This is a genomic window from Niabella agricola (assembly GCF_021538615.1).
In the GTDB taxonomy this organism is placed as follows: domain Bacteria; phylum Bacteroidota; class Bacteroidia; order Chitinophagales; family Chitinophagaceae; genus Niabella; species Niabella agricola.
Genome location: NZ_JAJHIZ010000003.1, coordinates 2411720 through 2437054, shown reverse-complemented (window position 1 = coordinate 2437054; position 25335 = coordinate 2411720). Strand labels below are relative to the sequence as shown.

The 25335-nt window shown below is 47.0% G+C and carries 21 protein-coding genes and 1 pseudogene; 9 read left to right on the top strand and 13 right to left on the bottom strand.

Annotation, left to right across the window (positions count from 1 at the left end; translation table 11 throughout):
• Positions 1–60: 60 nt before the first annotated feature.
• Complete coding sequence (locus LL912_RS15605) at positions 61–291, top strand: hypothetical protein (protein ID WP_235554508.1); 231 nt, start codon at positions 61–63, stop codon at positions 289–291.
• Positions 292–313: 22 nt separating this feature from the next.
• Here the strand turns inward: LL912_RS15605 and LL912_RS15600 are convergent, their stop codons facing one another.
• From LL912_RS15600 to tsaB, 11 genes are all read right to left on the bottom strand, one after another.
• Complete coding sequence (locus LL912_RS15600; protein WP_235554507.1) at positions 314–715, bottom strand: GreA/GreB family elongation factor; 402 nt, start codon at positions 713–715, stop codon at positions 314–316.
• A gap of 472 nt (positions 716–1187) precedes the next feature.
• Entirely contained in the window at positions 1188–2417 is a 1230-nt protein-coding gene (locus LL912_RS15595) for an MFS transporter (protein ID WP_235554506.1), read from the bottom strand.
• 250 nt (positions 2418–2667) lie between these two features.
• A complete protein-coding gene (gene argH / locus LL912_RS15590) occupies positions 2668–4008 on the bottom strand; it encodes an argininosuccinate lyase (protein ID WP_235554505.1) in 1341 nt (446 codons plus the stop codon).
• 121 nt (positions 4009–4129) lie between these two features.
• Positions 4130–5620 (bottom strand): DUF4419 domain-containing protein, encoded by a 1491-nt coding sequence (locus LL912_RS15585; protein WP_235554504.1) that lies wholly within the window; start codon positions 5618–5620, stop codon positions 4130–4132.
• Between the two features lie 73 nt (positions 5621–5693).
• A complete protein-coding gene (locus tag LL912_RS15580) occupies positions 5694–6758 on the bottom strand; it encodes a M20 family metallo-hydrolase (protein WP_235554503.1) in 1065 nt (354 codons plus the stop codon).
• A gap of 28 nt (positions 6759–6786) precedes the next feature.
• Positions 6787–7584, bottom strand: coding sequence for an acetylglutamate kinase (gene argB, locus LL912_RS15575; protein WP_235554502.1), 798 nt, complete (start codon positions 7582–7584; stop codon positions 6787–6789).
• Positions 7585–7604: 20 nt separating this feature from the next.
• On the bottom strand, positions 7605–8573 hold the full coding sequence (locus LL912_RS15570) for an N-acetylornithine carbamoyltransferase (protein ID WP_235554501.1): 969 nt from the start codon (positions 8571–8573) through the stop codon (positions 7605–7607).
• A gap of 215 nt (positions 8574–8788) precedes the next feature.
• Positions 8789–9937 (bottom strand): aspartate aminotransferase family protein, encoded by a 1149-nt coding sequence (locus tag LL912_RS15565; RefSeq protein WP_235554500.1) that lies wholly within the window; start codon positions 9935–9937, stop codon positions 8789–8791.
• Positions 9938–10097: 160 nt separating this feature from the next.
• On the bottom strand, positions 10098–10745 hold the full coding sequence (locus LL912_RS15560) for a rhodanese-like domain-containing protein (protein WP_235554499.1): 648 nt from the start codon (positions 10743–10745) through the stop codon (positions 10098–10100).
• A gap of 94 nt (positions 10746–10839) precedes the next feature.
• The gene (locus tag LL912_RS15555) at positions 10840–11178 is read right to left on the bottom strand and encodes an ArsR/SmtB family transcription factor (RefSeq protein ID WP_223708787.1); all 339 of its coding nucleotides are present in this window, start codon (positions 11176–11178) and stop codon (positions 10840–10842) included.
• Positions 11179–11282: 104 nt separating this feature from the next.
• Positions 11283–11945, bottom strand: coding sequence for a tRNA (adenosine(37)-N6)-threonylcarbamoyltransferase complex dimerization subunit type 1 TsaB (tsaB, locus tag LL912_RS15550; protein ID WP_235554498.1), 663 nt, complete (start codon positions 11943–11945; stop codon positions 11283–11285).
• A 74-nt stretch (positions 11946–12019) separates the two neighbouring features.
• Between tsaB and LL912_RS15545 the strand changes: the two genes are divergently transcribed.
• Positions 12020–12400, top strand: a complete 381-nt coding sequence (locus tag LL912_RS15545; RefSeq protein WP_235554497.1) for a RidA family protein — start codon at positions 12020–12022, stop codon at positions 12398–12400.
• Between the two features lie 155 nt (positions 12401–12555).
• Positions 12556–14400, top strand: a complete 1845-nt coding sequence (locus tag LL912_RS15540) for a 2-oxoacid:acceptor oxidoreductase subunit alpha (protein WP_235554496.1) — start codon at positions 12556–12558, stop codon at positions 14398–14400.
• Positions 14401–14476: 76 nt separating this feature from the next.
• Here LL912_RS15540 and LL912_RS15535 read toward each other — a convergent pair whose 3' ends face one another.
• Positions 14477–15091 carry a porin family protein gene (locus tag LL912_RS15535; RefSeq protein ID WP_235554495.1) on the bottom strand — a complete coding sequence of 205 codons (615 nt, stop codon included), beginning with the start codon at positions 15089–15091 and terminating at the stop codon, positions 14477–14479.
• Between the two features lie 230 nt (positions 15092–15321).
• Positions 15322–15774: pseudogene (locus tag LL912_RS15530) on the bottom strand (class I SAM-dependent methyltransferase); the annotation flags it as partial.
• A gap of 173 nt (positions 15775–15947) precedes the next feature.
• On the opposite strand from LL912_RS15530, the gene LL912_RS15525 reads away from it, so the two are divergent.
• The 6 genes from LL912_RS15525 (at position 15948) to LL912_RS15500 (ending at position 25319) form a co-directional block, all read left to right on the top strand.
• Positions 15948–17414, top strand: coding sequence for a patatin-like phospholipase family protein (locus LL912_RS15525; RefSeq protein ID WP_235554493.1), 1467 nt, complete (start codon positions 15948–15950; stop codon positions 17412–17414).
• A gap of 136 nt (positions 17415–17550) precedes the next feature.
• Positions 17551–18177 carry an endonuclease III domain-containing protein gene (locus LL912_RS15520; protein WP_235554492.1) on the top strand — a complete coding sequence of 209 codons (627 nt, stop codon included), beginning with the start codon at positions 17551–17553 and terminating at the stop codon, positions 18175–18177.
• Between the two features lie 276 nt (positions 18178–18453).
• Positions 18454–19020, top strand: coding sequence for an RNA polymerase sigma factor (locus LL912_RS15515; protein ID WP_235554491.1), 567 nt, complete (start codon positions 18454–18456; stop codon positions 19018–19020).
• A 47-nt stretch (positions 19021–19067) separates the two neighbouring features.
• Entirely contained in the window at positions 19068–20114 is a 1047-nt protein-coding gene (locus LL912_RS15510) for a FecR family protein (protein WP_235554490.1), read from the top strand.
• A gap of 25 nt (positions 20115–20139) precedes the next feature.
• Complete coding sequence (locus LL912_RS15505; RefSeq protein WP_235554489.1) at positions 20140–23508, top strand: SusC/RagA family TonB-linked outer membrane protein; 3369 nt, start codon at positions 20140–20142, stop codon at positions 23506–23508.
• 20 nt (positions 23509–23528) lie between these two features.
• A complete protein-coding gene (locus tag LL912_RS15500; protein ID WP_235554488.1) occupies positions 23529–25319 on the top strand; it encodes a RagB/SusD family nutrient uptake outer membrane protein in 1791 nt (596 codons plus the stop codon).
• Positions 25320–25335: the final 16 nt, after the last annotated feature.

Here is a 25335-nt window from a genome sequence, read left to right as displayed (position 1 = left end):
TCTTTATTGATCGGTTGCAGTAAATCCGGAAGGAACCAGCCTGCAAATTGTGATGCGCAGATGATTAAGAAGTTTGAAGATCAACTCAGCTGCAACGGGTACCCAGGTATGTACAGGGTTTTGATGCGGGGCATGTACCAGGGACAGGCCGTCTATTTCCTGGGAACGGTTTGTATTTCCTGCAACACGGTTCCTCCTTCAAAAGGCATTCGGTGTGATAATACGGAAGTAACCTTCGGGAGCGTGGATCATCTGAAGGATGTTACAGAGGTAAAGGGCTGCTCCAATTAAACGGCCGTATCCCCGGGCGGTATCAGGCCTTTGCCAGCAGTGCGGCATTGTTCACGGCCACTATTTTTAGCTGCCTCATACCCGATGGCATTTTCCAGGAAACTTCATCATCTTTCCGGAAACCGATAATGGCGGCGGCCATCGGGGTGAAAATGGAGATTTTTTTTGCCTGGATATCGGCTTCCCCGGGCATCACGATCTGAAATTCCCGCTCTTTTTGAGCGTCAATATCCAGGATCCGTACAATTGAGCCAATGCGGATGGTGCCAGGCGGCAATGCCTCTTCTTTTACTACAATTGCCCTGTTCAATTCATGTGCCAGGGTATTGTCTGTTGTTGCTGCTTTTTTATCCAGCACTATGATGGATGTAAGTTTTTTATAGTCGGATTCACAAAGAATAACCGGGTTACTGCTCGTACTCATAATAAAAAAATAAATGATTAGAAAAAAATAATGCAAAAAGAATTGCCGGAAAGCTGTTAAAGAAGCTGACCAGCGGGGCGCAGGAGATAGGCCTTTGTATGTATATAATACAGATGCATTACGACAAAGTTACCTCAAAACCCGGAGGTTGCCAAATTGCAGGGGCGATGCCACAGAGGCACTGGAACGCAGCGTTTTTTGTTTCGGTTTCCGGGATCATCGCCACTGAGGCCGTCAATAACAGGTTTTTAAATGAAACACTCTGAAACACAGTTTTTTGCTATTTCCTCCAACAAAAACCGGCACTGTCTGAGCACTTCGTCAGCTTTATTTAAAAGACCCGATTCTTCTGTATTTAAGCGCTTCAGTGGCAAACATCGTACAGAAACAGGCTCCCCCTTCCTGGGGTTATTCTCTTTTATATTTGGATGTTAGACAACAGACTCGATTTCCTGACGCTAAGAGCCTAATCTCAGTGTTTCAGTGCTTCAGTCGCGATCTTCTTCTTACGTTTTCCTTCAACATCCGGCAGAAAACCGGTTAAAAGGCCAATCAGTGGTAAAAAAGAGCAGATATAAAAAACGTATTCAATGCTGGTAGCATCAGCCAGGTTTCCCAACAGTGCAGACCCGATACCCGCCATTCCGAAGGCGAAGCCGAAGAACAGCCCGGAGATCAGGCCCACTTTTCCGGGAATCAGTTCCTGCGCATAAACCAGGATGGCAGAAAAAGCCGAAGCCAGGATCACACCGATGGGGATCACCAGTACGATTGTCCAGAACAGGTTTACATGCGGCAGCAGGAGCGAAAACGGGGCCACCCCCAGTATCGATACCCAGATTACATATTTGCGCCCGATACGGTCGCCCACCGGCCCGCCGATAAGCGTTCCGGCTGCAATGGAGAACAGGAATACGAACAGATAGATCTGGGATGCCGATACCGTTACATGAAATTTGTTGATGAGATAAAAGGTAAAATAGTTAGTTAAACTGGCCATGTAAAAATACTTGGAAAAAATGAGTACCAGCAGTACGGTTACCGCCAGCACGATTTTTCCTTTAGGAAGGGTGGGGGCTGCGGCGACGGATGCGGTTCTTTTTTTACGATGTTCCTGTATTATACCTTTATACCATTTGCCGATATAAGTGAGGAGCACAATTGCAAAAAGCGCCATTAAAGAAAACCAGATAATACTAAACTGGCCATGTGGTACAATGATCCAGGCTGCCAGCAGCGGACCCAGGGAGCTTCCGAAATTGCCTCCCAGTTGAAATACAGACTGGGCCAGGCCTTTGCGTCCTCCGGAGGCTGTATGGGCCATGCGCGAGGCTTCCGGGTGAAAAATCGAAGAGCCTACCCCGATCAGACAAACGGCCATGACCATTACCGGAAACCGGGACGCATTGGCAAGAAGGATCAATCCCATAAGCGTAAATCCCATACCGGCAGCCAGGGAAAAGGGCTGCGGTTTACGGTCGGTATACATACCTACAAAGGGTTGTAATAAAGAAGCGGCGAGCTGAAACGAAAGGGTAATCAAACCGATTTGCGCAAAACTTAAACTGTAATTGGTTTTGATGATGGGGTAAATAGCCGGTATCAGCGATTGAATGGTATCATTTAATAAATGGGAAACGCTCAATGCTATTAATATAGGGAAAATGGTCCCCTCGGTTCTTTTTTCGGTTATTGCTGTCATTTTCTTCAGATAAATTGGTGGTTCACTTTCCTGTAACGGATTGCAAAGGTAAAGGGGATCGGTGAAACGGGCATCTGTTTATGGATAAGCGGCAAGGTGGATAAATGAAGGACGCGGCCGCAGATGCCCATATTTTTTTGTTGCAATACCGGCAATGGCAACACTCCTGCGTCTGAACGGGCACCTGGTTTGGGACCACCAAATCGCTCAGCAATTTGTTTTGTTCACGGCATTTGATCTTTCGACGCCCTTATGATGCCAGTAAGCGGGAGTAAGCCTGGTGTACGGCATCAAAATCAAAAGATGCTACCGTTTGCGTCATCAGCGAGCGGATCTGTTCCGTACATAAATTCTGGATGCTTCCTTCGTGGGGATCTTTGACTGTAGTTTGTTCCGGTACTTGATAGCTACCTTCTTCTACCGACCGCCCCACCTGGATATAGGCATCGCGGAACGGAGTGCCTTCCAGCACCAGCTGATTTACCAGGTCTACAGTAAACAGGTATTTGTATTTTTCGTCCTTTAAAAGATCCGGCTTTACTTCAATATTGGAAAACATCAACCCGGCCATTTCGATACAATCCCGCAGCGTTTTAAATGCCGGGAATAAATGTTCCTTCAGCAACTGCAAATCACGGTGATAACCCGATGGCAGGTTAGTGGTCATCATCAGGATCTCATTCGGCAATGCCTTTAGGCGGTTGCAATAGGAGCGGATCAGTTCAAACACATCCGGATTTTTCTTGTGTGGCATGATACTGCTGCCGGTTGTCAATTCCGGGGGGAAGCTGATAAACCCAAAGTTCTGGTTGAGGTATAAGGTGGCATCCATGCTCATCCTCGACAGGGTATCTGCAATATTGGCCAGCGCCTGCGCCACCACCCGCTCAGCTTTTCCGCGTCCCATCTGGGCATATACCACATTATAATTAAGGGTAGCAAAACCCAGTAACTCCGTAGTGAGCGTTCGGTTGATGGGAAAGGAGGAGCCATACCCGGCGGCCGAACCCAGCGGGTTTTTGTTGATGATATCGTAAGCGGCTTTAAGGCTGATCAGATCGTCTACCAGGCTTTCTGCGTATGCACCAAACCAAAGCCCGAAGGATGAGGGCATGGCCAGTTGCAGGTGGGTATACCCGGGCAGCAGGAAATCTTTATATTTTTCGCTTTGGGTTTGTAACAGTTCAAAGAAAGGCACCACAGCATTCACCGTTGTTTCTATTTCGCTGCGCAGGAACAGTTTCAGGTCTACCAACACCTGGTCATTCCGGCTGCGGGCGCTGTGTATTTTTTTACCGGCTTCGCCGATGCGCTGGGTAAGTAAGAGCTCCACCTGGGAATGAATGTCTTCTACATCATCCTGTAGCTCAAAAGCCCCTTTTTGAATATCCGCGTAGATGCGGCGCAGCGCCGCCTGCAGTTCGGTAAGCTCGTCTTTTTTTAAGAGGCCTACCGATTCCAGCATCTCAATATGAGCCAGTGAGCCCAGCACATCAAAGGGGGCCAGGTACCGGTCCATTTCGCGGTCCCTGCCTACCGTAAAGGTTTCTACTTCTTTTAAAGAGTCTGTATTTTTTTTCCAAAGCTTCATCTTACAAATAAAAACGATTTATCTGCAAAGATGCCAATATATCTTATGTGATGCTATTTTTTTTGTGAAATCATTACCGGCTTCCATTGACATTAAGCGCCTCTTTCGGCACTGTTCCCGTTCATTGTCTGCTGCCGGGATGGTTAAGCAGTTCCGTGTTAAGCGTAAGAATGGTATTGGGAAAAAGTTGTTTTAGCCGTTCTTTTTCGTCTTTGGAAATAGTTCCCTTTAAAGTCAACCTTTCAATGGAGATCTTTCCCATTGCGTCGGGTACCCGGATACTATCAGTAAACATTATCAGCAGGTTACTGATCTTTTTTAGATGCAGGATGACGTCGGGGATGGTTGTAACACGGATGGAAACCGGGGGGCCGGTAATGCCTGCAGAACCGGACAGCTGCCGTTCCAGGTCGTTTTGAATTTCTTTTTCTGCGCCAGCTTTCTTTTTGATCATCCAGCCGGTTTGGGGTTTTAGTGTAAAATTCCTGCTGTTCTGTTGCAGGCCTACAAAACCGGCCCACAGTTCCAGTGGCGTTTGTACCGTAGAACCGTCCGGATGCTGAAACACATAGCGGAGCTGCACTTTTACGATTTCGTCCGGCAGGTTGGAGCTTCCGGTTAAGGTTTGGAGATCATTTCTTTTACCGTCTTTGGTATAGGGAAAGAACTTTACAAACCAGCCATCGATCTTATCACTTTGATAGGGTTTGCCGGCCTTATGTACTTTAAACAGGTTGCGCCAGAAATCCTTGTCCACCTTCCCTTTTGACGCCGCTATAAACTGGCGGAGCACTGGCTCCAGTTCATTCAGCCACCAGTCCAGGTCGTACTTTTTCAGGCTGTTCGCTTTTTTATAAACCGCTTCCCAGTCGGTCGGTGTACCTTCCAGCGTAACCCGGGGAATGCCACAGCCTACCATAAATACCACGTATTCAAAATAGGATTTCATAGCATCCATAATGGTGATCTGGGAAGTGAGGCGGGTTGTAGCAGTGGTGGTAGAAAAGTCGGCCGTAAGCGTTTGGATGAGCTCAGGGCCTGTATAATCAGCAATCTGCCGGGTAAATTCCGGAAATACCTGCTCCCAGGGGCTGTTGGGATCATCAAGACGGATGGCGTCGTTCCGGACCATTAAAGTGGCCTGGCCGGAATGGGCTACAAACAGCTTCCGGTATTGTGCTGCGTTATGGTTAATGTGTTGCGAAAAGCCCTGGGCGATGAGCAGCCAGATCATATCCGGTGAAATGACCAGGGGCCGGTGGTCTGCATAGGCCCGGTAAACGCCGTCGAAAAAAGAATGATAGCCATAGGCAACCAGTTTTTCCGGCAGGACCGAACGGGCTACTACTGATTGCTGGTTAATTCCAATAAGCGCAGCAGGATTTTTTGATATTTTATTGGCATCAAGAAAAAAAAGATTCCGGAATAAAAGGCTATCCGGTGTTTCCGTCAGGGCGTTTGCCGGCGGCTCCAGTTGCTCAATTTCAAACATGATGGCCGCCTGGGTTGCAGACGGTTGTAGCGGCTTTGTTTTATTAACTGAATGACCTTTTTGTGCGTTCAGGTAGCCGCTTGTCAATATGATACCGATGTATAAAAACAGATAACGCATCGTTAGGGTTTTTCTAAAGATGCGTTATTCCCGTGCATTACATAAAAGACCCGTTTTTTTCGGGAACCTTCGGCTAAATCACTACTCTCCCTACGATCTCGATATAATCCTTGATGCCGCCTTCAATTTCGTGCAGGTAAATGTATTCGTCTGCGGTATGACTGCGGGCGGAGTCGCCGGGGCCCATTTTCAGTCCGGGGAACGGCATCAGCGCCTTGTCGGATGTGGTAGGCGAGCCATAAGTGGTTTTACCCATGGCAATGCCGGCCTGTACGATCGGGTGATCCAGTGAAATGGAGGTGGAGCGCAGGCGGGTAGAGCGTGGCTTTACCTCGCTGGAAACATTCTGGCGGATGGCGTCCAGGATCTCTTCAAAGCTGTACAACTCATTCAGCCGTACATCCACCACATATTTACAGGAGGAGGGTACTACGTTGTGCTGCTTGTTCTCCGTTTCAATAACAGTGCAGGTCATGCGGCTGTCGCCCAGCAGCTCCGATACTTTTTCGAAGCGGTAAGAGTGGAACCATTCAATATCTTTGATTGCCTTTATAATGGCATTCTCTCCCTCGTTGCGAGCGGCATGTCCGGCTTTCCCGTGTGCCGTGCAGTCCAGTACCATCAGGCCGCGTTCGGCCACTGCCATTTGCAGTTTGGTGGGTTCGCCCACGATGGCAAAGTCGATAGGAGGAAGGATATTTACGGCGGCCTCAATACCATTGTAACCGGAGATTTCCTCCTCGGCGCTGGCCACCAGCATCACGTTGTATTTCAGGTTTTCTTTTTCATAATAATAGATAAACGTGGCGATCAGCGATACCAGGCAACCACCGGCATCATTGCTTCCCAGGCCGTATAATTTTCCGTCTTTTTCAATGGCCTTAAACGGATCAAGGGTATATTTTGGGTTGGGTTTTACCGTATCATGATGTGAGTTCAGCAGCAATGTTGGCTTGGCATCATCAAAATATTTGTTTTTTGCGATGATGTTATTGCCCAGCCGCTTGGTGGGGATCTGGTACTTGTCCAGGTATGCAATAAGCAGTTCCGCGGTCTGATCTTCCTCTTTGCTGAAACTGGGTGTTTCGATCAATTGTTTTAACAGCGCGACTGCTTCCTGGTAAAGTTGTTCCTGCATAAAATAAAATTATAGCCCTGGGGCCTGTTTAATAAATCAATGTTCCTTCGTTATCGTTAGTCGTATTTTTAATAAGATCACGGGCATCGCCGATCAGTACCTGGGATACACCCGCATCAATGGCCGCAAAAGCATTGTCTATTTTGGGAAGAATGCCTTCGAACAGCTTCTTTTCGTCTTTGAGTTGTTGATAGTAAGGGCGATCCAGCCTCCGGATTACGGATGCATCGTTATTAACATCTTCCAGCACGCCTTTCTTTTCAAAGCAGTAAATCAGGCGTACATTGAAATGCGCGGAAAGGGCAACGGCTAATGAAGATGCAATTGTATCGGCGTTGGTATTTAATATATGTCCGTTGCCATCATGCGTAAGTGGGGCAAATACCGGAGTAAGACCGTTTTCAAGAAAGAAATGTAAGGTCTTGTGTTGGATGCCTGGCGTTTCCACATCGCCCGCCCATCCGTAATCAATGTCTTTTACCGGCCTTTTTTTTGCGGGAATCATATTGGCATCCGCCCCCGTAAGTCCAATCGCATTGGTGCCCAGCGCCTGTAGCTGCGCGACGACCTTTTTATTTACCAGCCCTCCGTATACCATGGTTACCAGGTCGATGGTTTCATCATCGGTGATCCGTCTTCCATCTATATATTTTGATTCGATACCCAGCTGCGTCCCGATCTTTGTAGCGATCTTTCCCCCGCCGTGTATCAGGATTTTGGCTGCCTGTATTTTGGAAAAATCAGCCAGGAAGGTTTCCAGCGCTTCGGGATTGTCAATAATGTTTCCCCCTATTTTTATGATAAAGAGCTGATCGTGTTTGTGCATAATTGATAAAAGCCCTGTGCTCAAATTTTTTGTATTAACTCACTTAACACCGCCTGGGCTGCCCATACGCGGTTGCCGGCCTCCTGGGTTACAATACTGTGGGGGCTGTCCAGTACCTCATCGCTCAGCTCCACATTTCTCCGAACCGGCAGGCAGTGCATCACTTTGGCGTTATTGGTAACGGATAGCTTGTCCAGTGTCAACATCCAGGAAGGGTCATTGTTGTAAATTTTGGCATAGTCGGTATATGTGCTCCAGTTTTTTACATATACATAATCTGCATCTTTGAGTGCTTCGTTTTGATCGTGAAGGATCGTGGCATTCCCGGAGAATGCCGGGTCCAGTTCATAATCTTCCGGATGCGTGATCACAAAATCCACTTCACCCCAGGCATTCATCCACTGCGAAAAACTGTTGGCCACACATTGAGGCAGGGGTTTTACATGCGGAGCCCAGGTAAGTACAACTTTGGGTTTGCGCTTTTTACCGAAGGTTTCTTTAATGGTAATTACATCCGTAAGACTTTGCAGCGGGTGCAGGGTGGCGGTTTCCAGGCTCAGTACCGGAATGCCGGAGTATTTGATAAACTGGTTTACGTACAGTTCGCTGTAGTCGTCTTCCTTATTGGCCAGGGAGGGGAAGGTACGGATGGCCAGGATGTCGAAATACTTTCCCATAATGGGCGCCGCATCTTTTACATGCTCTGAAGTGGAACCGCTCATAATAGCTTCATCCTCGAACTCCAGTTTCCATCCCTCGGAACCCACATTGAAAACAATGGGCTCCATACCCAGGTTCTGCGCAGCAATCTGCGTACTTAAACGGGTACGCATACTGGGGTTTAAAAACAGGCAACCGATCCGTTTTCCCGTGCCCATGGTTTTATCTTTAAACGGGTTGGCCTTATAATCCAGTGCCTTTGTCACCAGCGCGTCGATGTCGGTAACATCATGCGCACTTATGAAGTTTTTTGCTTTTAAAAGAGACATCTTATGGTATCGGTTCTTAGTTGTCGTTATTTAATGATATAAAGCGCGTACTATTTTGTCGTTATGATCATATGCTGCAGGGCCCACAAAGCTTCAGAGCGGTCAGGGTTCCGTTCGTTAACGGTGGTTTCGCCTCCGGCAGGTATTTGCGGTTTCGGTGAGCCACGGCAGGCATTTTACCTTGCAGCGGAACGATGATGAGCACTTGCCAGGCATTATACTGTAGCGTGCAGCGCCGCAATTTCCTCCTTTATAGCCTCCATGAATTCCTCGGCGTCTTTTTTCTTTAAAGCCAGTGAAGGCAGCAGCCGGATCACATTGGGTTTGGCTTCTCCTGTAAATATTTTATGATTGTTCAGCAGATTCTTTTTCAGTGCGCCCAGTTCATCGGGAACATCGAAGCCAATCATTAGCCCGCGACCCCTTACATTTTTTATTTCCGGCAGCGCTGCCAGTTCTTCGCGCAGGTATTTTCCTACCATCACCGCGTTGCCCATCAGTTTCTCTTCGCGGATCACTTCCAGTACGGCCAATGCTGCGGCACAGGCCAGGTGATTGCCTCCGAAGGTTGTGCCCAGCTGAAAATGTTTGGGTAGAATATGCGGTGCGATAATAATACCCGCTACCGGAAAACCATTTCCCATGCCTTTCGCCATTGTATAGATATCGGCATTTACACCTGCAAAATCGTGGCTGAAGAATTTTCCGCTGCGTCCGTAACCACATTGTACACTATCTGCAATGTATACGGCGCCGTATTTGGTACACAATGCCCGGATCAATTTTAAAAAGGATTCACTGGCCACATTAATACCGCCCACACCCTGGATGCCTTCAATAATCACCGAGGATACCTCTTTCCCGTGTTTGTCGAAATAGGCCTCCAGCGCGTCTTCATCATTAAAAGGAAGGAACACTACATTATCGGTTTCATTGACGGGTGCTACAATATTTTTATTATCGGTAGCGGCCACGGCCAGCGAGGTTCTTCCGTGAAAGGCTTTGTTAAACGCAATAATCTTTTTGCGGCCGTTGTAAAACGAAGCCAGCTTTAAGGCATTTTCATTTGCTTCGGCACCCGAGTTACAAAGGAAAAGCTGGTAATCCTCCTTACCGGAAACTTCCCCAAGTTTTTTAGCCAGTTCCTGCTGCAACGGTATGCGGATGGAGTTGGAATAAAAGGCGATCTTTTCCAGCTGCTCCTCAATTCGTTTTACCCAGTGCGGATGTGTATGTCCGATACTGATAACGGCGTGCCCGCCATAAAGATCCAGGTACTGGTTGCCCTGGTCATCCCAAACATAGGACCCTTTCGCTTTTACAATTGTAACATCGTTCAAGGGGTAAACATCAAATAAATTCATTATACCGTTGGTTTAAAAAAAAATATGCCTGTAACCAGGCAATCGAGGCTATAAAAATAAGTAAAATTGTTCATAGTTCATGGGTCATGGTTCATTGTTCATTGTGCATAGATCACAGGAATGATAATGAGCTATGATCCATCAATCACTAGCCATCGCTCTAATTCAGCATTCCCGGTTCTTTTACAATTTGCGCCCTGGGTTCTTCCTTGATCTTTTTCCATCCCCCGGCTACATTCCGCAGGTTATGAAGCCCCTGTCTTTTCAAAACCGACGCCGCAATAACGCTGCGTGTGCCACCGCCACAGTGCAGGTACAGGTTATCTTTATCCTCAATGGCAGAAGTGCGGAGGGGATCATTCAATTCGTTCAGCGGCAGGTTTACGGCGTCTTTCAGATGCCCTTCGGCGTACTCAATGGGCTTGCGCACATCCATAACGATCAGGTGCTCATCAAACGGAATGTCCATCATCAATTCGTCGGATTCAACATCAATGATCATGTCCAGGGGCTTGCCCTCCCTGGCATAGGCATCAAACCCGCCTTCAAGACTTCCAGCCACGCTGTAACCCAGTTGCTGCAGCCGTTCTCCAGCCTGCCCAGCCGTATCCGCTTCGGCTATAAGCAGCACCGGTGTGGCTTTGTCCACTACGGCGGTTACCCACTCTTCAAACTGTTTTGCTTCAAACGGCACGTGTATGCTTCCCGGAATAAAGCCAACTTTAAATACTTCTGTGGGCCTGGTGTCCAGGAGCACGGGCCCGTCTTCGGCCATCTGTAAAAAATCGTTCAACGCGAATGTCTTCATTGTTTCTATGTTTCAGCCGCAAAGTTATGGGTAAAAAAAAGTACCGCTCTTATAAAAAGGCGGTACTTGGAAAGATCTTAAAAGGCCTTACATGTTAACCAAGAAGATCAGACACAAAGCGGTTTAAATCCTTCATACGATCGGTGTTAACCGTGTAGTAAATGAATTTTCCGTCGCGCTCTGTGTTTACAAATTCAGCCTTGCGGAGAATCGCAAGGTGTTGTGAGGCTACCGACTGCTCGATACGTAGTTTTACGTAAATTTCAGTAACCGTGATTTTGTCCTGGGTGTCGATCAGCTTCAGAATTTGCTGTCGCAATTTGTGGTTAAAGGCTCTCAGGATCAAGGCGGCTTTTTTTACATTGAGAGTGTCAACAGTGATGTGGCTACTGTTTTCTTTTTTTAACGTAAAAGAAATCTGGTAATTGCTCATTGTTCTGTATAAATAGAGTTTATTTGAATGGCCAACAAAGTTATATATCCATTTAAATTATTTGATATTTGCGGGTATTAAAATCGTATATAAATTTCCGTAATTTAATTTTTGTTAAAATGTACGGCCTTTAAGTAAAAAGGCTCTGCATAGGAAAGATCGGCAAATTGATTTTCGCTGTAGTGCTTAATCGTTAAATATGGCATATCTGCTGCACTATAACGGATATTGCTAAAGACTGCATTTGAATGCGTTATAGTAGCCTGCAATTTTTTCACGGCATTGCCGGTAAACAGCACCCGGTGGTTTGCCAGCAGGTCTTCGAAGCTGTGTTCGTACACAACCAGTGCTTCCGGGGGACGTAGGATTGTTAAATCTTTTTTGTACACAGCGGTATAAATTTCCATCCTCCGCGCATCGATGGCCGGACAAATCAGGTCTTCCGGCGCTTCTTTTACGGCATTGGCCATAATCTCCAGTGTACTCAGGCAAATAAGTGGTTTATTAAGGGCAAAACACAAACCTTTTGCTGTAGCCAGGCCGATCCTGAGACCGGTATACGAACCTGGGCCATTGCTTACTGCAACAGCATCTAAACGGTTCATTGATAACTGGTTCGAAGTAAAAAGTTCCCGGATGGCGTTGCCGATCCAGGATGCATGTGCGGTGGTGGCGGCGTTTTCCGCGTAGGCAATTATTTTTTCATTGTCCGATATGCAAACCGATGCATAGTCCACCGCGGTATCAATATGTAAAAACAATGCCATTTCACAAAAATAACACAAACAGCTTTTTGTGCGTGCAATTCATTCAAACTATATTCGTTTTCAAATACTTTTAAATGGAAAAGAAAATTATCACCACCGATAAGGCCCCTGCGCCCATCGGCCCTTATAACCAGGCTGTACTGGCCGGCGACACCTTATATATTTCAGGCCAGGTATGTATTGATCCTCAAACAGGGGAACTGAATAACGGGAGTTTGGAAGAAGAAACGAACCAGTGCATGCGCAACCTGCAGGCCATCCTTTCAGCGGCAGGGCTTAATTTTTCCCATGTGATCAAATCGACCATTTTTATCACGGATATGCACCGTTTTGCAGAGATCAATAGTGTTTATGGTCAATATTTTACAGCAGACTTCCCCGCCCGGGAAACGGTTCAGGTGGCTGCGCTCCCAAAGTTTGTAAATGTGGAGATCAGCATGATTGCAGTACGGTAGGAATTCAATTGTCTGCTGTCAGTTTTCAGCGTTTGGCACTCGGTGTCTGATAGCTGAAAGCTGACCGCCGAAGGTCCGGCTACCCGTCATTTTACAAATTCGTGGTCAATGCTCCCGATAAACTGTTGTACCTTTGCATCCCAATAATTTTTGATATGGTTCGAAATCAGGAGGTGCTACAGGACGTAGTCATCAAGTTTGCAGGAGACAGTGGCGATGGTATGCAATTAACCGGAACGCAGTTTACCAATAATACAGCTTTACTGGGGAATGATCTTTCTACATTTCCCGATTTCCCGGCGGAGATACGGGCCCCTTTGGGCACTCTGCCCGGCGTAAGCGGATATCAGCTCCGTTTTTCGTCGGATGCCATTTATACGCCGGGAGACAACTACGATGTGCTGGTGGCGATGAATGCTGCAGCATTAAAAGCCAATCTGGCCACGCTTAAAAAAGGCGGTAAGATTATTGTAAATACCGATGGGTTTGATGCCAAGAACCTGCGACTGGCCAATTATCCGGACGGTGAGAACCCGATTGCGGATGACAGCCTGCAGAACTATGAGGTCATTAAGATGGATGTCACCAAAATGACCCGGGAGGCGCTGAAGGAATTTACCATGGGTACCAAGGAAAAAGACCGGGCCAAAAATATGTTTGTGCTGGGCTTTTTATACTGGATGTATGACCGGGACATGGAAAGCTCGGTTAATTTTTTAAAGGAAAAATTCGAAAAACGCCCGGAGATCCTGGACAGCAACATCAAGGTATTACAGGCTGGTTATAATTACGGAGAAACCACGGAAGCCTTTACCACCACGTATAAAGTAGAAAAAGCACGCATGGAGCCCGGTACTTACCGCTCCATTATGGGCAACCAGGCCCTGGCTCTGGGGCTGGTTGCAGCCTCGCAAAAAAGCGGATTGCCGATGTTCCTGGGAACCTATCCCATTACGCCGGCTTCAGATATTTTACATGAATTGAGCCGGCATAAGAATTTCGGCATCCGTACCTACCAGGCAGAGGACGAAATCGCCGCGATTAGTGCCGCTATCGGTGCTTCGTACGGCGGATCGCTGGGGGTGACCACCACCTCCGGTCCGGGGATGGCACTGAAAACAGAAGCGATGGGACTGGCTGTAATGCTGGAGATCCCACTGTTGATTATAGACGTGCAGCGGGGAGGTCCGTCTACCGGGCTGCCCACAAAGACCGAACAATCGGACCTTTTGCAGGCCTATTACGGCCGCAACGGCGAATGCCCGATGCCGGTAATTGCCGCAGCTTCTCCGGCCGATTGTTTTGATGCAGTATATGAAGCGGTAAAAATTAGTGTGCAGCATATGGTACCCGTGATTTTTTTAAGCGACGGGTACATTGCCAATGGTGCCGAGCCCTGGAAGTTTCCAACGGAAGAAGCCCTGCATCCTATTCATGTAAAGTTTAAAACGGAACTGGGGCATCATGAAGATAAATTTCAACCGTATATCCGTGACGAGAACCTGGTGCGGCCCTGGGTAGTGCCCGGTACAAAGGGCCTGGAACACCGCATCGGAGGAATCGAAAAGCAAAATATTACCGGAAATATCAGCTATGATCCGGCCAATCACCAGCAGATGGTGAAAATCCGCCAGGAAAAAGTGGATAAGATCGCGGAATTTATTCCCGAGCAGAAAATAGATACCGGCAAGCCAGAAGGCGATGTACTGGTATTGGGATGGGGATCTACCTATGGTGTCATCAAATCGGCGGTACTGGAATTACAGGCCCGTGGAAAGTCGGTAAGCCACGCGCATCTCCGGCATTTAAGGCCTTTCCCCAAAAACCTGGGCGAACTGCTGCGGCGCTTTAAAACCGTACTGATCCCCGAGATTAATAACGGTCAGCTGATAAAGATCATTCGTGATCAATACCTCATCGATGCAAAAGGTTATCATAAGATCATGGGCGTGCCCATTACCAAGCAGGAGCTGATCGAGGAGATCGAAAACTATTTGTAACAAAGCGGTCATTTAAATAAAGAGGAGGCAGTTGCAATATGCACAGCCTCCTCTTTATTTTTTTATACGGATACAATTATTTGAACCGGTATCCTAAGGTAATGCCAAATGCGCTGTAGTGTGCCTTTACATCCTCTACAGCTCTTGTAAGACCCAGGTCGCCATTCAGGTTTAAAGACAGTCCGTTTCTTAATTCATAACCGATTATGAGTTTTACACCGGCGTCGAATCGTTTAAACCCTCCGTCATTTATATTACCCCAATCTTCTGTTTCCGACATATTTCCGGAACTGGCTTTTATTTTTCCGATTCCGTAGGAAGCATAAGGACCAGCGGCTAAAATAACCTTGTTGCCATCACTCACTTCCGGATGGTACTTAAAAAGTATGGGCAGTTGTAAAAAAGGCAGGTTCAGCTTTAATTCGCTGGAGGTATTGTCGCCAAAGGTTCCGGTTGCTTTAAGCCCGTTCTGAAGATAGTTTAATCCCGGTTGAAGCGAAAATTCTTCCGACATTTTAAGGTCGTAATTGACTCCAACCTGGAAGCCCGTTTTTAACTTGGCTCCGGATACGTCTTTACCGGCTACATTGGCAAAGTTCACACCCGCCTGGATCCCAAGCCCCGATTGTGCATTCATCATTACCGTGCTCATAACAGCAGCAATTGCCAGCGTTAGTTTTTTGATGTACATTTTTTTCATTTTGGTAGTTAAGAATTTGTGCAATATACAGCTTTATGGCCTGATTTAAAATGGATTCATTAATTATAAATCAATGCCGTTGAGCTTTTTTATGGTTACCGCAGATACGCTGATTGGGCCTGCGGAGCAATATTTTTTGAATACAATTTAAAGCGGATGCCAAATCTGCGCAACTTGTCACGCCAGGGCATGATCTCTGGCTTTAAGGAAACGGTATAGAATTACAGGTGGCGAGCTGGTATTGACAGTTCTTTCAGCGGATCTCCGCCATCAATAAACAGCCGTCCCTTTTTTGTTAGTGCTTTTGCAACGCATGCCAGTGCCAGTGGCTCTAGTTGCGGGTGCCGGCCATCCAGGGCGCCCACGCGCACCGCAAATGCAAGATCAAATAACGGAACACCGGCCGGTAGTTCAAAGTCTTCGATAGCGCTTTGCTGAAAGCCGAGAAGCCCGGCGGCTATTTCTTCCGGTGCGCTTTTCAGGGCCTGCTGTATGGCCTTGGCCGACCGGTCTATCCCCAGCACATAACCGTTGCCGATGCGTTTTGCAATGGCGCGGGCCGCAACGCCGGGTCCGCATCCGATCTCCAGAACACGGATGCCCTCCCAAAGGGGCAGGGCATTTACGATGGCGGCCAGGCGGGGGGAAAGATTCATATGAAGATGGCTTTTGGTGAAATCGTATCCGGAAACCGGTTCAGAACGCTTCTTCCCGAAGAAGCAGGCTTACCCGAAAATAGCGATTTTATCATAAAAATGCGGCATATCAAGTATCTTTAAAATGCAGCGGGAAGCTTTATCAGACCGGCCTTCTTTGCAACGATTCCGTTAAATCTAAAATCCGGAACATGTCCGCCTCTAAAAAATTAACAGCAACTGATTACCTGCAGAGTTCTAAAGTGCAGGAGCAACTGGCAAAACTAAGAGCGGCCTTTGGTGCCAACGGCGAGCGCCTGGTCATTTCAGATACCCTGGATAAAGACGGACATCAATATGTAAATCTTGTTCAAAAAGGTGGGGGCATATTGGGGGTGGCCCTGGTGGGGTATACCTATATCCTGGAGCAGATGGGTATCCGTTTTATGCGCCTCGCCGGAACCAGTGCGGGTGCGATCAATACGGCCCTGCTGGCCATTACCGGGAAGAAAGAGGAAGAAAAATCGGCAAGGATCCTGGAAGCCATTACACAGCTGGATTTTTTTGACCTGGTGGATGGTCATCCGGCAGCCCGCTGGCTGATCAAAAAATTGATCACCCAAAGCAGCTTCTTTAAAAAAATAAAAAACTGGGCAAACGGGCTGGGCATCTTTTACTCGATATGGCTGGCCGTAACCTTTGTTTGTTTATGGCTGCTGCCGCACAATGCACCGATGCGGCAACTTACACAAACATTGGTAGTCGTATTGCTGGTGATTACACTGTTGCTGGGTGTAGTGGCCTGGTATGCCAGCCGCTTGCTGAAGCGGTTTCGCTCCAGCGGTTATGGCATTAATCCTGGTAATTTTTTTTATGATTGGCTAAAACAGGAGATGAAGGACAACGGTGTGGCGGACCTGGAAGATTTTCGCCGTAAGGCCGGGCAGCAGATAGCAGGACTTCATTTACGGCAGGCGCACCCCGATGGATTAACAGGGCTGGTTCCGGATGTAACGGTTATTGCATCAGAACTCATCACAGAAAATAAGGTCGAATTTCCAAAGATGTGCAACCTGTTCCGGCCTCCCGACCGGTTGCACGAGTTGCATCCCGCCGGCCTGGTACGTGCATCGATGGCCATTCCCCTTTTTTTTGAATCATATTTTATTTATGGGATACCTCGGAACAACGAGGAAATAAAAAAAGCATGGATGGACACTTTCGGCGAAAAAGAACCGCCCGAAGAGGCCCGTTTTGTGGACGGAGGCGTGTTGTCCAATTTTCCGATTAATATCTTTTATAACCCCCGGGTTGTAGTACCGCGGCTTCCGGTGTTTGGAATTGACCTGGATGACAGCAATCCGGGGGATGCTGGGAAAAATACGACCGCCTGGACCCTAAGCGGCTATTTCTTCAGGATCTTTAATACGGTACGGAATTATTACGACAAAGATTTTCAGCTGAAAAACAAAGTATTTTCCCGCGGCATTGGCCGCATTCCGTTGCCAGATTTCAACTGGCTTAATTTTTTTATTACCGATAAGGAAAAACTGGAGTTGTTCGAACGCGGTGCGGAAGCCGCCACCCGGTTTTTACTCAACTTCGACTGGGAAGCGTATAAACAGGACCGGAGTTTTATGCAGGTGGCGCTGCTGGAGCAGAAAGAACAGCAAGCATAAAGCATATTTTCAGCTTCCAGCGGTCAGCCTTTAGCGGAGCGATCCTGTCAGCTTCTTTCCGCCCAGATGGATCGTAGCTGGCAAACCTTGCCCTCAATCGCGCAAAAAATCGTAACTTCAATACAAAATCTATTTTATGAGCGCGCCTGTTAATTGGCCCCTGGCTATCCAACCGCTTTTAAAAAAATACAAATCTGCCAAACATCCGCTCGACTATAAAAATACCTACCAGCTATTGGTAATGGTGGTGCTTTCTGCACAGGATTCCGACCGGCATATCAACCAGATTGCCCCTGCTTTTTTTAAAGCCTTTCCAACGATGACGGCGCTTTCAAAAGCCACAGAAGCAGCCATCGCAGAGCAGATCAGCGATGTGCGTAATTTTGGAAATAAAGCCAGATGGCTTTCTGAAATTGCACAGGCGCTGAAAAAAGATGCCGCCATTCCATTAACCCTGGAAGCTTTAACGGAATTGAAAGGAATCGGAAGAAAATCGGCAAATGTAATACTCCGCGAAAGTGGCCAACCGCCGGAAGGGGTGATTGTAGACCTGCATGTGGTAAGAGTGGCACCCCGGCTGGGCATTGCCACGGGGACTGATCCAAAAAAAATAGAAAAACAGATCATGGACGCATTGCCGCAGAAGGATTGGGATGCCGGTATGGCCATCTCTTTTTTAGGGAGAGAGGTCTGTCGTCCTACCAATCCAAAATGTGAAATCTGCCTGATGCGTAAAGTTTGCCAGTTTTACAATAGTCATTAAACAGGAGCTCCGGGGAGCAGATCTTTGCACCCCGTTGATCAAAATCCTGCGCGCAAAAGAATACCGATGCTCATGATAAAGTTATCTACATGACACTGCAGGATGGTTCAAACCAGACGATCATCTATTTTTGAGATAAACAATGCGGGTTATATGGATAGCAGGTTTAAAACCGAATGATTGCTTTTGAAAAATTGGGAGCGATTGCCATTTGGATTTTGAAGGAAATTTTCCATAATTTCCTTCGTTTATAGTCAGAGTTAATATTTTAAACGGTTGGAAATTTCCTGGACAGGTATTGAAGTTGGAGATAAAGACGCTTATTCGAACGCGTACAGGAAGCTGTATAAACGATTTTATAACTATGGTGTAAAATTGGTGGAAGACAGCGGACTGGTAGAAGATGTGATCCAGGAAGTTTTGTTATTGTTGTGGGCAAACCGGGAGGGGCTCCGGTCGATTAAAAATCCTGATGGGTATTACTATGTGCTTTTCAGGAGAGCATTGAGCAAGCGGATGGCGTCGCTTGCAAAAACCAAAACCATGGACGGTGCGGAATTTGATCCAGAATTTCCGGCAGACTTCGTGATGATTAAAAAAGAAACGGATGCGGCCCTACGGGAAAAACTACTGGCGGCCATCCAGACTCTCTCGCCCAGGCAGCGGGAAGCCTTGTTCCTGCGCTTTTATGAAGGCTTTTCTTATGAAGAAACCGCGGCGATCCTGGGTATTTCAGTAAAGGCTACCTACAAACTTATGGCAAGAAGCCTTCTAACGCTACGGGATAAGGTTGCTGTTCCCCTCGTTTACATTTTTTTCTTATTGAAGGAAAATTTTTGCTGACAGATGGGGTAATTTTTTGTGTTCCTTACTCATTCTACAATTGAGGTATGAAAAAAGCGGGTAAATACAGGCAATATGTGCTTAAGGATTTTCTATGTGATGCGTATTTCCAGGATTGGATACAAAAGCCTGATGAGGAAAAAAATGCTTTTTGGGAGCAGTGGCTGCAGGCCAACCCTGGTAAAAGAAAGGAGATCGAATTAGCGGGCAGGATCTTACGAAGTATTGATTTTAAGACCAGCAGCCCGGATCCTTTAAAGGTAGAAGCGTCTTTGAACCAGGCATTGGCTACGATTGACGGATTGCAGCAACAACCGGCAGGCCCGCGCACATTATGGATAACGGCCCGGCGCTGGAGCGCTGCTGCGGTGCTGATTCCACTGCTGCTGATAGGGGCTTTGATTTTCTGGCGGCTAAAAGCACCGGGGCGGTATACGGTAAACACCGACTATGGAAAAATTTCCCGCCTGGTTTTGCCAGACAGTTCTGTAGTGGTGTTGAATGCCAACTCCACCATTAAGTATGAAAAAAAATGGGACAAAAATGCGCCAAGAGAACTATGGTTAAATGGGGAGGCTTTTTTTGATGTAAAGCACCTGGACAACGATCATAAAATAGAAAATTACGAGCGGTTTATTGTGCATACAAACAATACGACTGTGGAGGTATTGGGAACTTCATTTGATATTCGCGAAAGGAGAGGGCGTACAGAGATCTCGTTGCAAAAAGGTGCGATCCGGGTGCTCCTTTCAAAAACCGGAGTGCAACCGATACTGATGAAGCCCGGCGATATATTGCTGGTCGATTCAGCAAATGTGATCCATCGTACTTCAAATATCGAACATGCAATGAATGCCTCTTCCTGGAAGGAAAAAAAGCTGGTACTTTCCGATCCCACGCTGTCGGAGATTTTTAAATACCTGGAAGATACGTACGGCAAAACATTTATACTGGAAGACCCGGAACTGGCCGGGAAAAAACTGAATGGCCCCATATTAATCGATTCACTGGATGACGCGCTTTTTGTGATGTCAACTGCTTTAAATATATCATTCACTAACGAGGGTGATCGCATAAGAGTAAACTTCAAATAGTTTTTCACTTATAATAAATGTCCATATGTTAAAAAAACGCTTGTTACTGATTGCATCCCTGTGCCTGCTGGGGTGTATGTACTACTGCCCGGCTGTAATGGCGCAGCTTGGAGGCAAAAAGGTTTCCATTGAGGAAGCTTTAACCCAGGTTAAAAAAATCTACGGTACACAGTTCGTGTACGATCCGGACCTGTTAAAAGGTAAAACCACTACTTATGCCCTCGATCAGGTAAGATCAAAACCGGTAGAGGAAGTATTGAAGGGCATATTATATCCCAATAACCTGGTGTTTCTGTATGTAAAAAAGAATTATTATACCATTGTGCCAAAAGAGCGGCTCGGTGAAATTTCACCCGAAAAACAATCGGTTCCCGAAAAGGGAAAAGAGCGGGATGTAGCGCCGGCAACGGCGGTGAGAATGCTTTCGGGGATGGTACAGTCCGATGCCGGCAACCCTGTTGCCGGAGCCACTGTTACGGTCCGGAATTCGGGGAAAGGAACTGCCACCGACTCAAAAGGTGCATTCACCATTGGTGTAAGCGGCCGGAATGACGTATTAATCATCTCAAATATCGGGTTCAAAACGCAGGAAATACCGGTGGGTAACCAGGCGGCCGTAACCATAACCTTGTCTGCAGAAACCGCGCAGCTGGATGAGGTGGTGGTAATCGGCTACGGCACGGCAAAACGTAAAGATTTTACAGGTGCGGTAACCTCCATAAAAGTAGAAGACGGGCCGGTGGGCATGCTGCCCAATTCAAGCCCACTGGATGTATTGAAAGGGAATGTTTCCGGTTTAAACATAGGCGTGGCAAATGCTGCGGGCGGTCAGCCATCCATGCTTATAAGAGGACAGAATTCCATAAACGGAGATACCAACCCGCTGATCGTGCTGGACGGGGTTATTTTCCTGGGCAGCCTCAATGATATTAACCCCAATGATATTGCCTCTGTAGATGTGCTGAAGGATGCGGTTTCAGCCTCTGTGTATGGATCGAGATCAGCTAACGGGGTAATTGCGATCACCACCAAAAAAGGCAAAAGGGGTAAACCTTCTATTAACCTGAATGCTTCCTATGGTGTACAGTACTGGCAAAACAGGCCGGTTATGATGAATGGTGCACAATGGATCGAATCTGTAAACGCACGAAACAATTACACGCCGGGGTCTACCAACTGGATGAAGACCGGGGAATTGGATAATTACAACAACGGCAGGGAAACCAACTGGCTGGACGCTATTACCCGAACCGGTACGTTTGAAAACTACCAGGCAGCCGTTTCTGGTGCTTCCGAAAACGTAAATTATTACTTGTCGTCCTCCTACAACAATAATAAAGGTATTGTGATCGGCGACCGGTACGACCGCATATCCGTTTTAAGTAAAGTAAATGCGAAGGTTACCAAATGGCTGGAACTGGGCCTGGACGGCGCATATAATGTATTGGATTATTCAGGAGTATCTGCAAATGTACTGTCTGCAGAACAGATGTCGCCTTATGGTGTTATGTACCGCGATGATCAGCACCACCTGGAAAAATATCCATATACCCAATCGGCAATAAACCCGTTATGGGGCGTACAGGATGGTACCATCGACAACCTGGACCGGAGGCATAATTTCCGGCTAAATACCTACGCCGTGGTTTCGGTACCCTGGGTAAAAGGGCTGAGCTACCGGTTGAACTATGCTGCAAACCTGGATAAAAATGAATCCGGCGCTTTTTATTATGAAAATTATTATATAGCAGAGGGTGAAGGCATACAACGATACAGCACCACAGCCTTAAATGCACTGCTTTCTAAAGCCAACGGCAACCTGCAGCATACGACGAACTTCAACTATGTGATAGATAATATCCTGAATTATAAGAACCGGTTTGGTCAACATTCCATTGATTTAACGGCGGTGGCCACGAGGGACTTTACAAGAAATGACAGTGCCAACATTATTGGCTCCGATTTCGCTGCAAATGGCAATTCTTTATTGGGCATATGGGGGCTGTCTAAAGCAACGGTGCAGCAAAATACCCTGAACGTAACCCAGCGGGCAAACATTGGCTACCTTGCCCGCCTGAACTATGAGTACGCCAATAAATATATGCTGAACGCCTCTTTCAGAAGAGACGGGGCATCGGTTTTTGGGTCGAATACCAAATGGGGCGATTTTGGTGCCGTAGGCCTTGCCTGGCGTATTTCGGGTGAGGAATTCATGAAAAATATTTCCCTGCTCAATGATCTTAAATTGAAACTTTCCTGGGGGCAAAACGGGAACCAGGGGATCAGTCCGTATGGAACACTGGCCAAGGTGGTTAACGGTCTTTCCGGAGGATACCGGTATGAATTTTCCAATACCGGTAGCAATATCCTGTATGGACTGGCGCAATCAACATTGGGTAATAATGACCTGGGTTGGGAAACCACCGCTGCCTGGAACCTGGGTATTGAAGCAGCGCTGTTGCAAAGAAGAATTCTTTTTGACCTGAACCTGTATACATCCAAAACTACGGATCAGCTGTTCGTTCGGGAAATTCCCATCATGACCGGCTTTAAATCCATTAATGCTTCCATGGGCGAAGTGGCCAATAAAGGACTGGAACTTTCAGTAACAACTGTAAATATCCAACGAAGCGACTTTAACTGGTCTACAACGTTAAACTACTGGATCAACCGGAATAAGTTGGTACGTCTTTATGGTACCGACCGGAACGGAGACGGAAAAGAAGATGATGATATCGCCAACGGCCTGTTTATCGGAAAATCGCTTGGGGCCATTTATGGATACGAGCAAATCGGGATTGTTCAGGTGGCCGACAAAGACTATATCGCCCTGAACGGTGCTGCAGCCGGCGATCCAAAATACAATGATATCGACGGTGTGCCGGGCATATCGGTGAACGACCGGAAGATTCTGGGGTATACCAAAGAAAACTTCAGGATGAGCATGAGCAATACGGTATCTTACAGGAACTTCGAATTGTATGCCCAGGTTTCCGGTATCTTCGGAGGAAACGGTTTTTATCTCAATCGCAATACGGGGGCTTATCTGTCAAGGTCGAACCGGTTTAATGATAACTCCATATATGTTCCTTACTGGACACCGGAAAATGTCAGCAACGTTTATCCATCAGCCACCTATTCCGCCGATTCAAGATTTTTGGGACTACAGTCAAGAAGTTTTGTCCGGCTGCAGGATGTAGTACTTTCATACACCTTTCGCCAGCCCTGGATGCAACGCCTGCATTTGTCTAATTTGCGGTTATTCCTCTCAGGAAAAAATATGGTAACCTTCACCCGCTGGGATGGAGGAGATCCGGAACTGGGGAACACCGTAAGGGATAATGTTATTCCGGTGCCCGCAACCTATTCTTTTGGCTTCTTTGCAAGATTTTAAATTCATTTAAACTGATTACCATGAAACGGTTCATACATATTTTAACAGGATTAATGATTTGTTTTTTATGGCATGCCTGTAAGTCGGATAAGGATTTTCTCCGGGAAAAACCGGAAACCTTCTATACGGTGGATAATGCCTTTTCAACTTCAGCACAGGTAGACCAGGTGCTGATTGGCATTTACTCAAATATCCGGGAGGCCTGGACCAATCCCAATGAACAGGCCTGGATGTTTATTTTTAAGGGCAACGGAACAGACGAATTTGATGTGCCCAGTATCCGGAGAGGCAGTACCTTTAATAACTATGCGAACATCAACCCGGACAATGCCAATTTTTATAATATATATAGTTTTTGGTACGATCTGATCAGCAAAGCCAATCTGGCTATTTATGCAGCCAACCTGCCGCAGGTGAAGTGGAATACGGATGATGAAAAAAAATATGCCCTGGCGCAGGCACGCTTTTTCCGGGCCTTTGCATACCGGAACCTGGGCGAAACATTTGGTGGAGTGCCGATTGTTACGGAGATCTCAACAGTGCCCAAATATGATTTCACCCGTTCTACTAGGCTTGAAACCTACGATTTTGCCATCGCGGAAATGGAAGCCATATTAAATGATCTGCCCATTACAACGGTGGCAGGAGGCCGCGTGGTAAAAGGTGCGGCCCAGCACAATCTCTGTGAGCTTTACCTGGCAAAGGGCATTGAACTGGACGCCACATCAAAAACGGCAGAAGCCAAAACGGCCTACGACAAATCCATCCAGTACGGTAATGATGTAATAGACGGAGGGGTTTATTCCCTGATGCAAAGCAGGTTTGGCAAACGGGCGGGCGAAGTAACCATCAGTATTCCGGTGTACAAAGGCGGCGTTTCCGGTGCAGCCAATATTATAGACACTATTCAGCAGGCAACCAATGTTTTTTGGGATCTCTTCCAGGACGGAAATGTTAATTACCAGGACGGCAATAAAGAGTGCATCTGGGCAGCCCAGGTCGATTACGCGGCTTACCGTACGGCAGACGGAGAATCGAAGCTGCCCTATTCGCGAACTTACGGGCCTGTATTCAGAGACGGATCCTCCGGAAATTTAACCGGAACCAACGAAGACGTTGGCGGTCGCGGCATTTCACAAATGATGCCCACATTTTATACAAGGGAAGAAATATTCAGCTCCAAATGGAATGATGATATGCGCAACAGCGATGCGGCTTTCCGTCGCCGGTTTAAAAGTAATGTGGTTGCATCCTCCTATTACAGGAAAGATGTTCCATGGACGGTACTATACAACGGCAGTGCCGATAATACCACTAATATCAATAACCGGAGCCTTTGCTATCCCATTTCCTGTAAGATTGCGACTGATAAGTATACGGGCATTGCCGATGGTGAAAACATGAGTAACCTCTTTCGGGATGAGTACATTATCCGGCTACCGGAAACCATCCTGCTGCGGGCTGAGGCCAAACAGCGGGCCGGGGATAAAGCCGGCGCTGCCGGTGATATTAACCTGCTCCGGAACCGGGCGCAGTGCAGCTATAAAGTCACGGCGGCAGATATGGACGACAACTTCAATTTAATACTGGACGAACGGGCGCGGGAACTGATCTATGAAGAGTGCCGGTGGAACACCTTATTGAGAATGGGCAAGACCATTGCTGTAGACCGGATCAAAAAATATGCGTACTGGCCGGAAGCGCAGGCAACGCTGACCTTTAATTTTAACCTTTGGCCCATTCCGCAAAAAGTAATTGAAACCAATAAAGATGCGGTCATTGCACAGAACCCTGATTGGATAAATAAATAAACATTAGTACCATTCT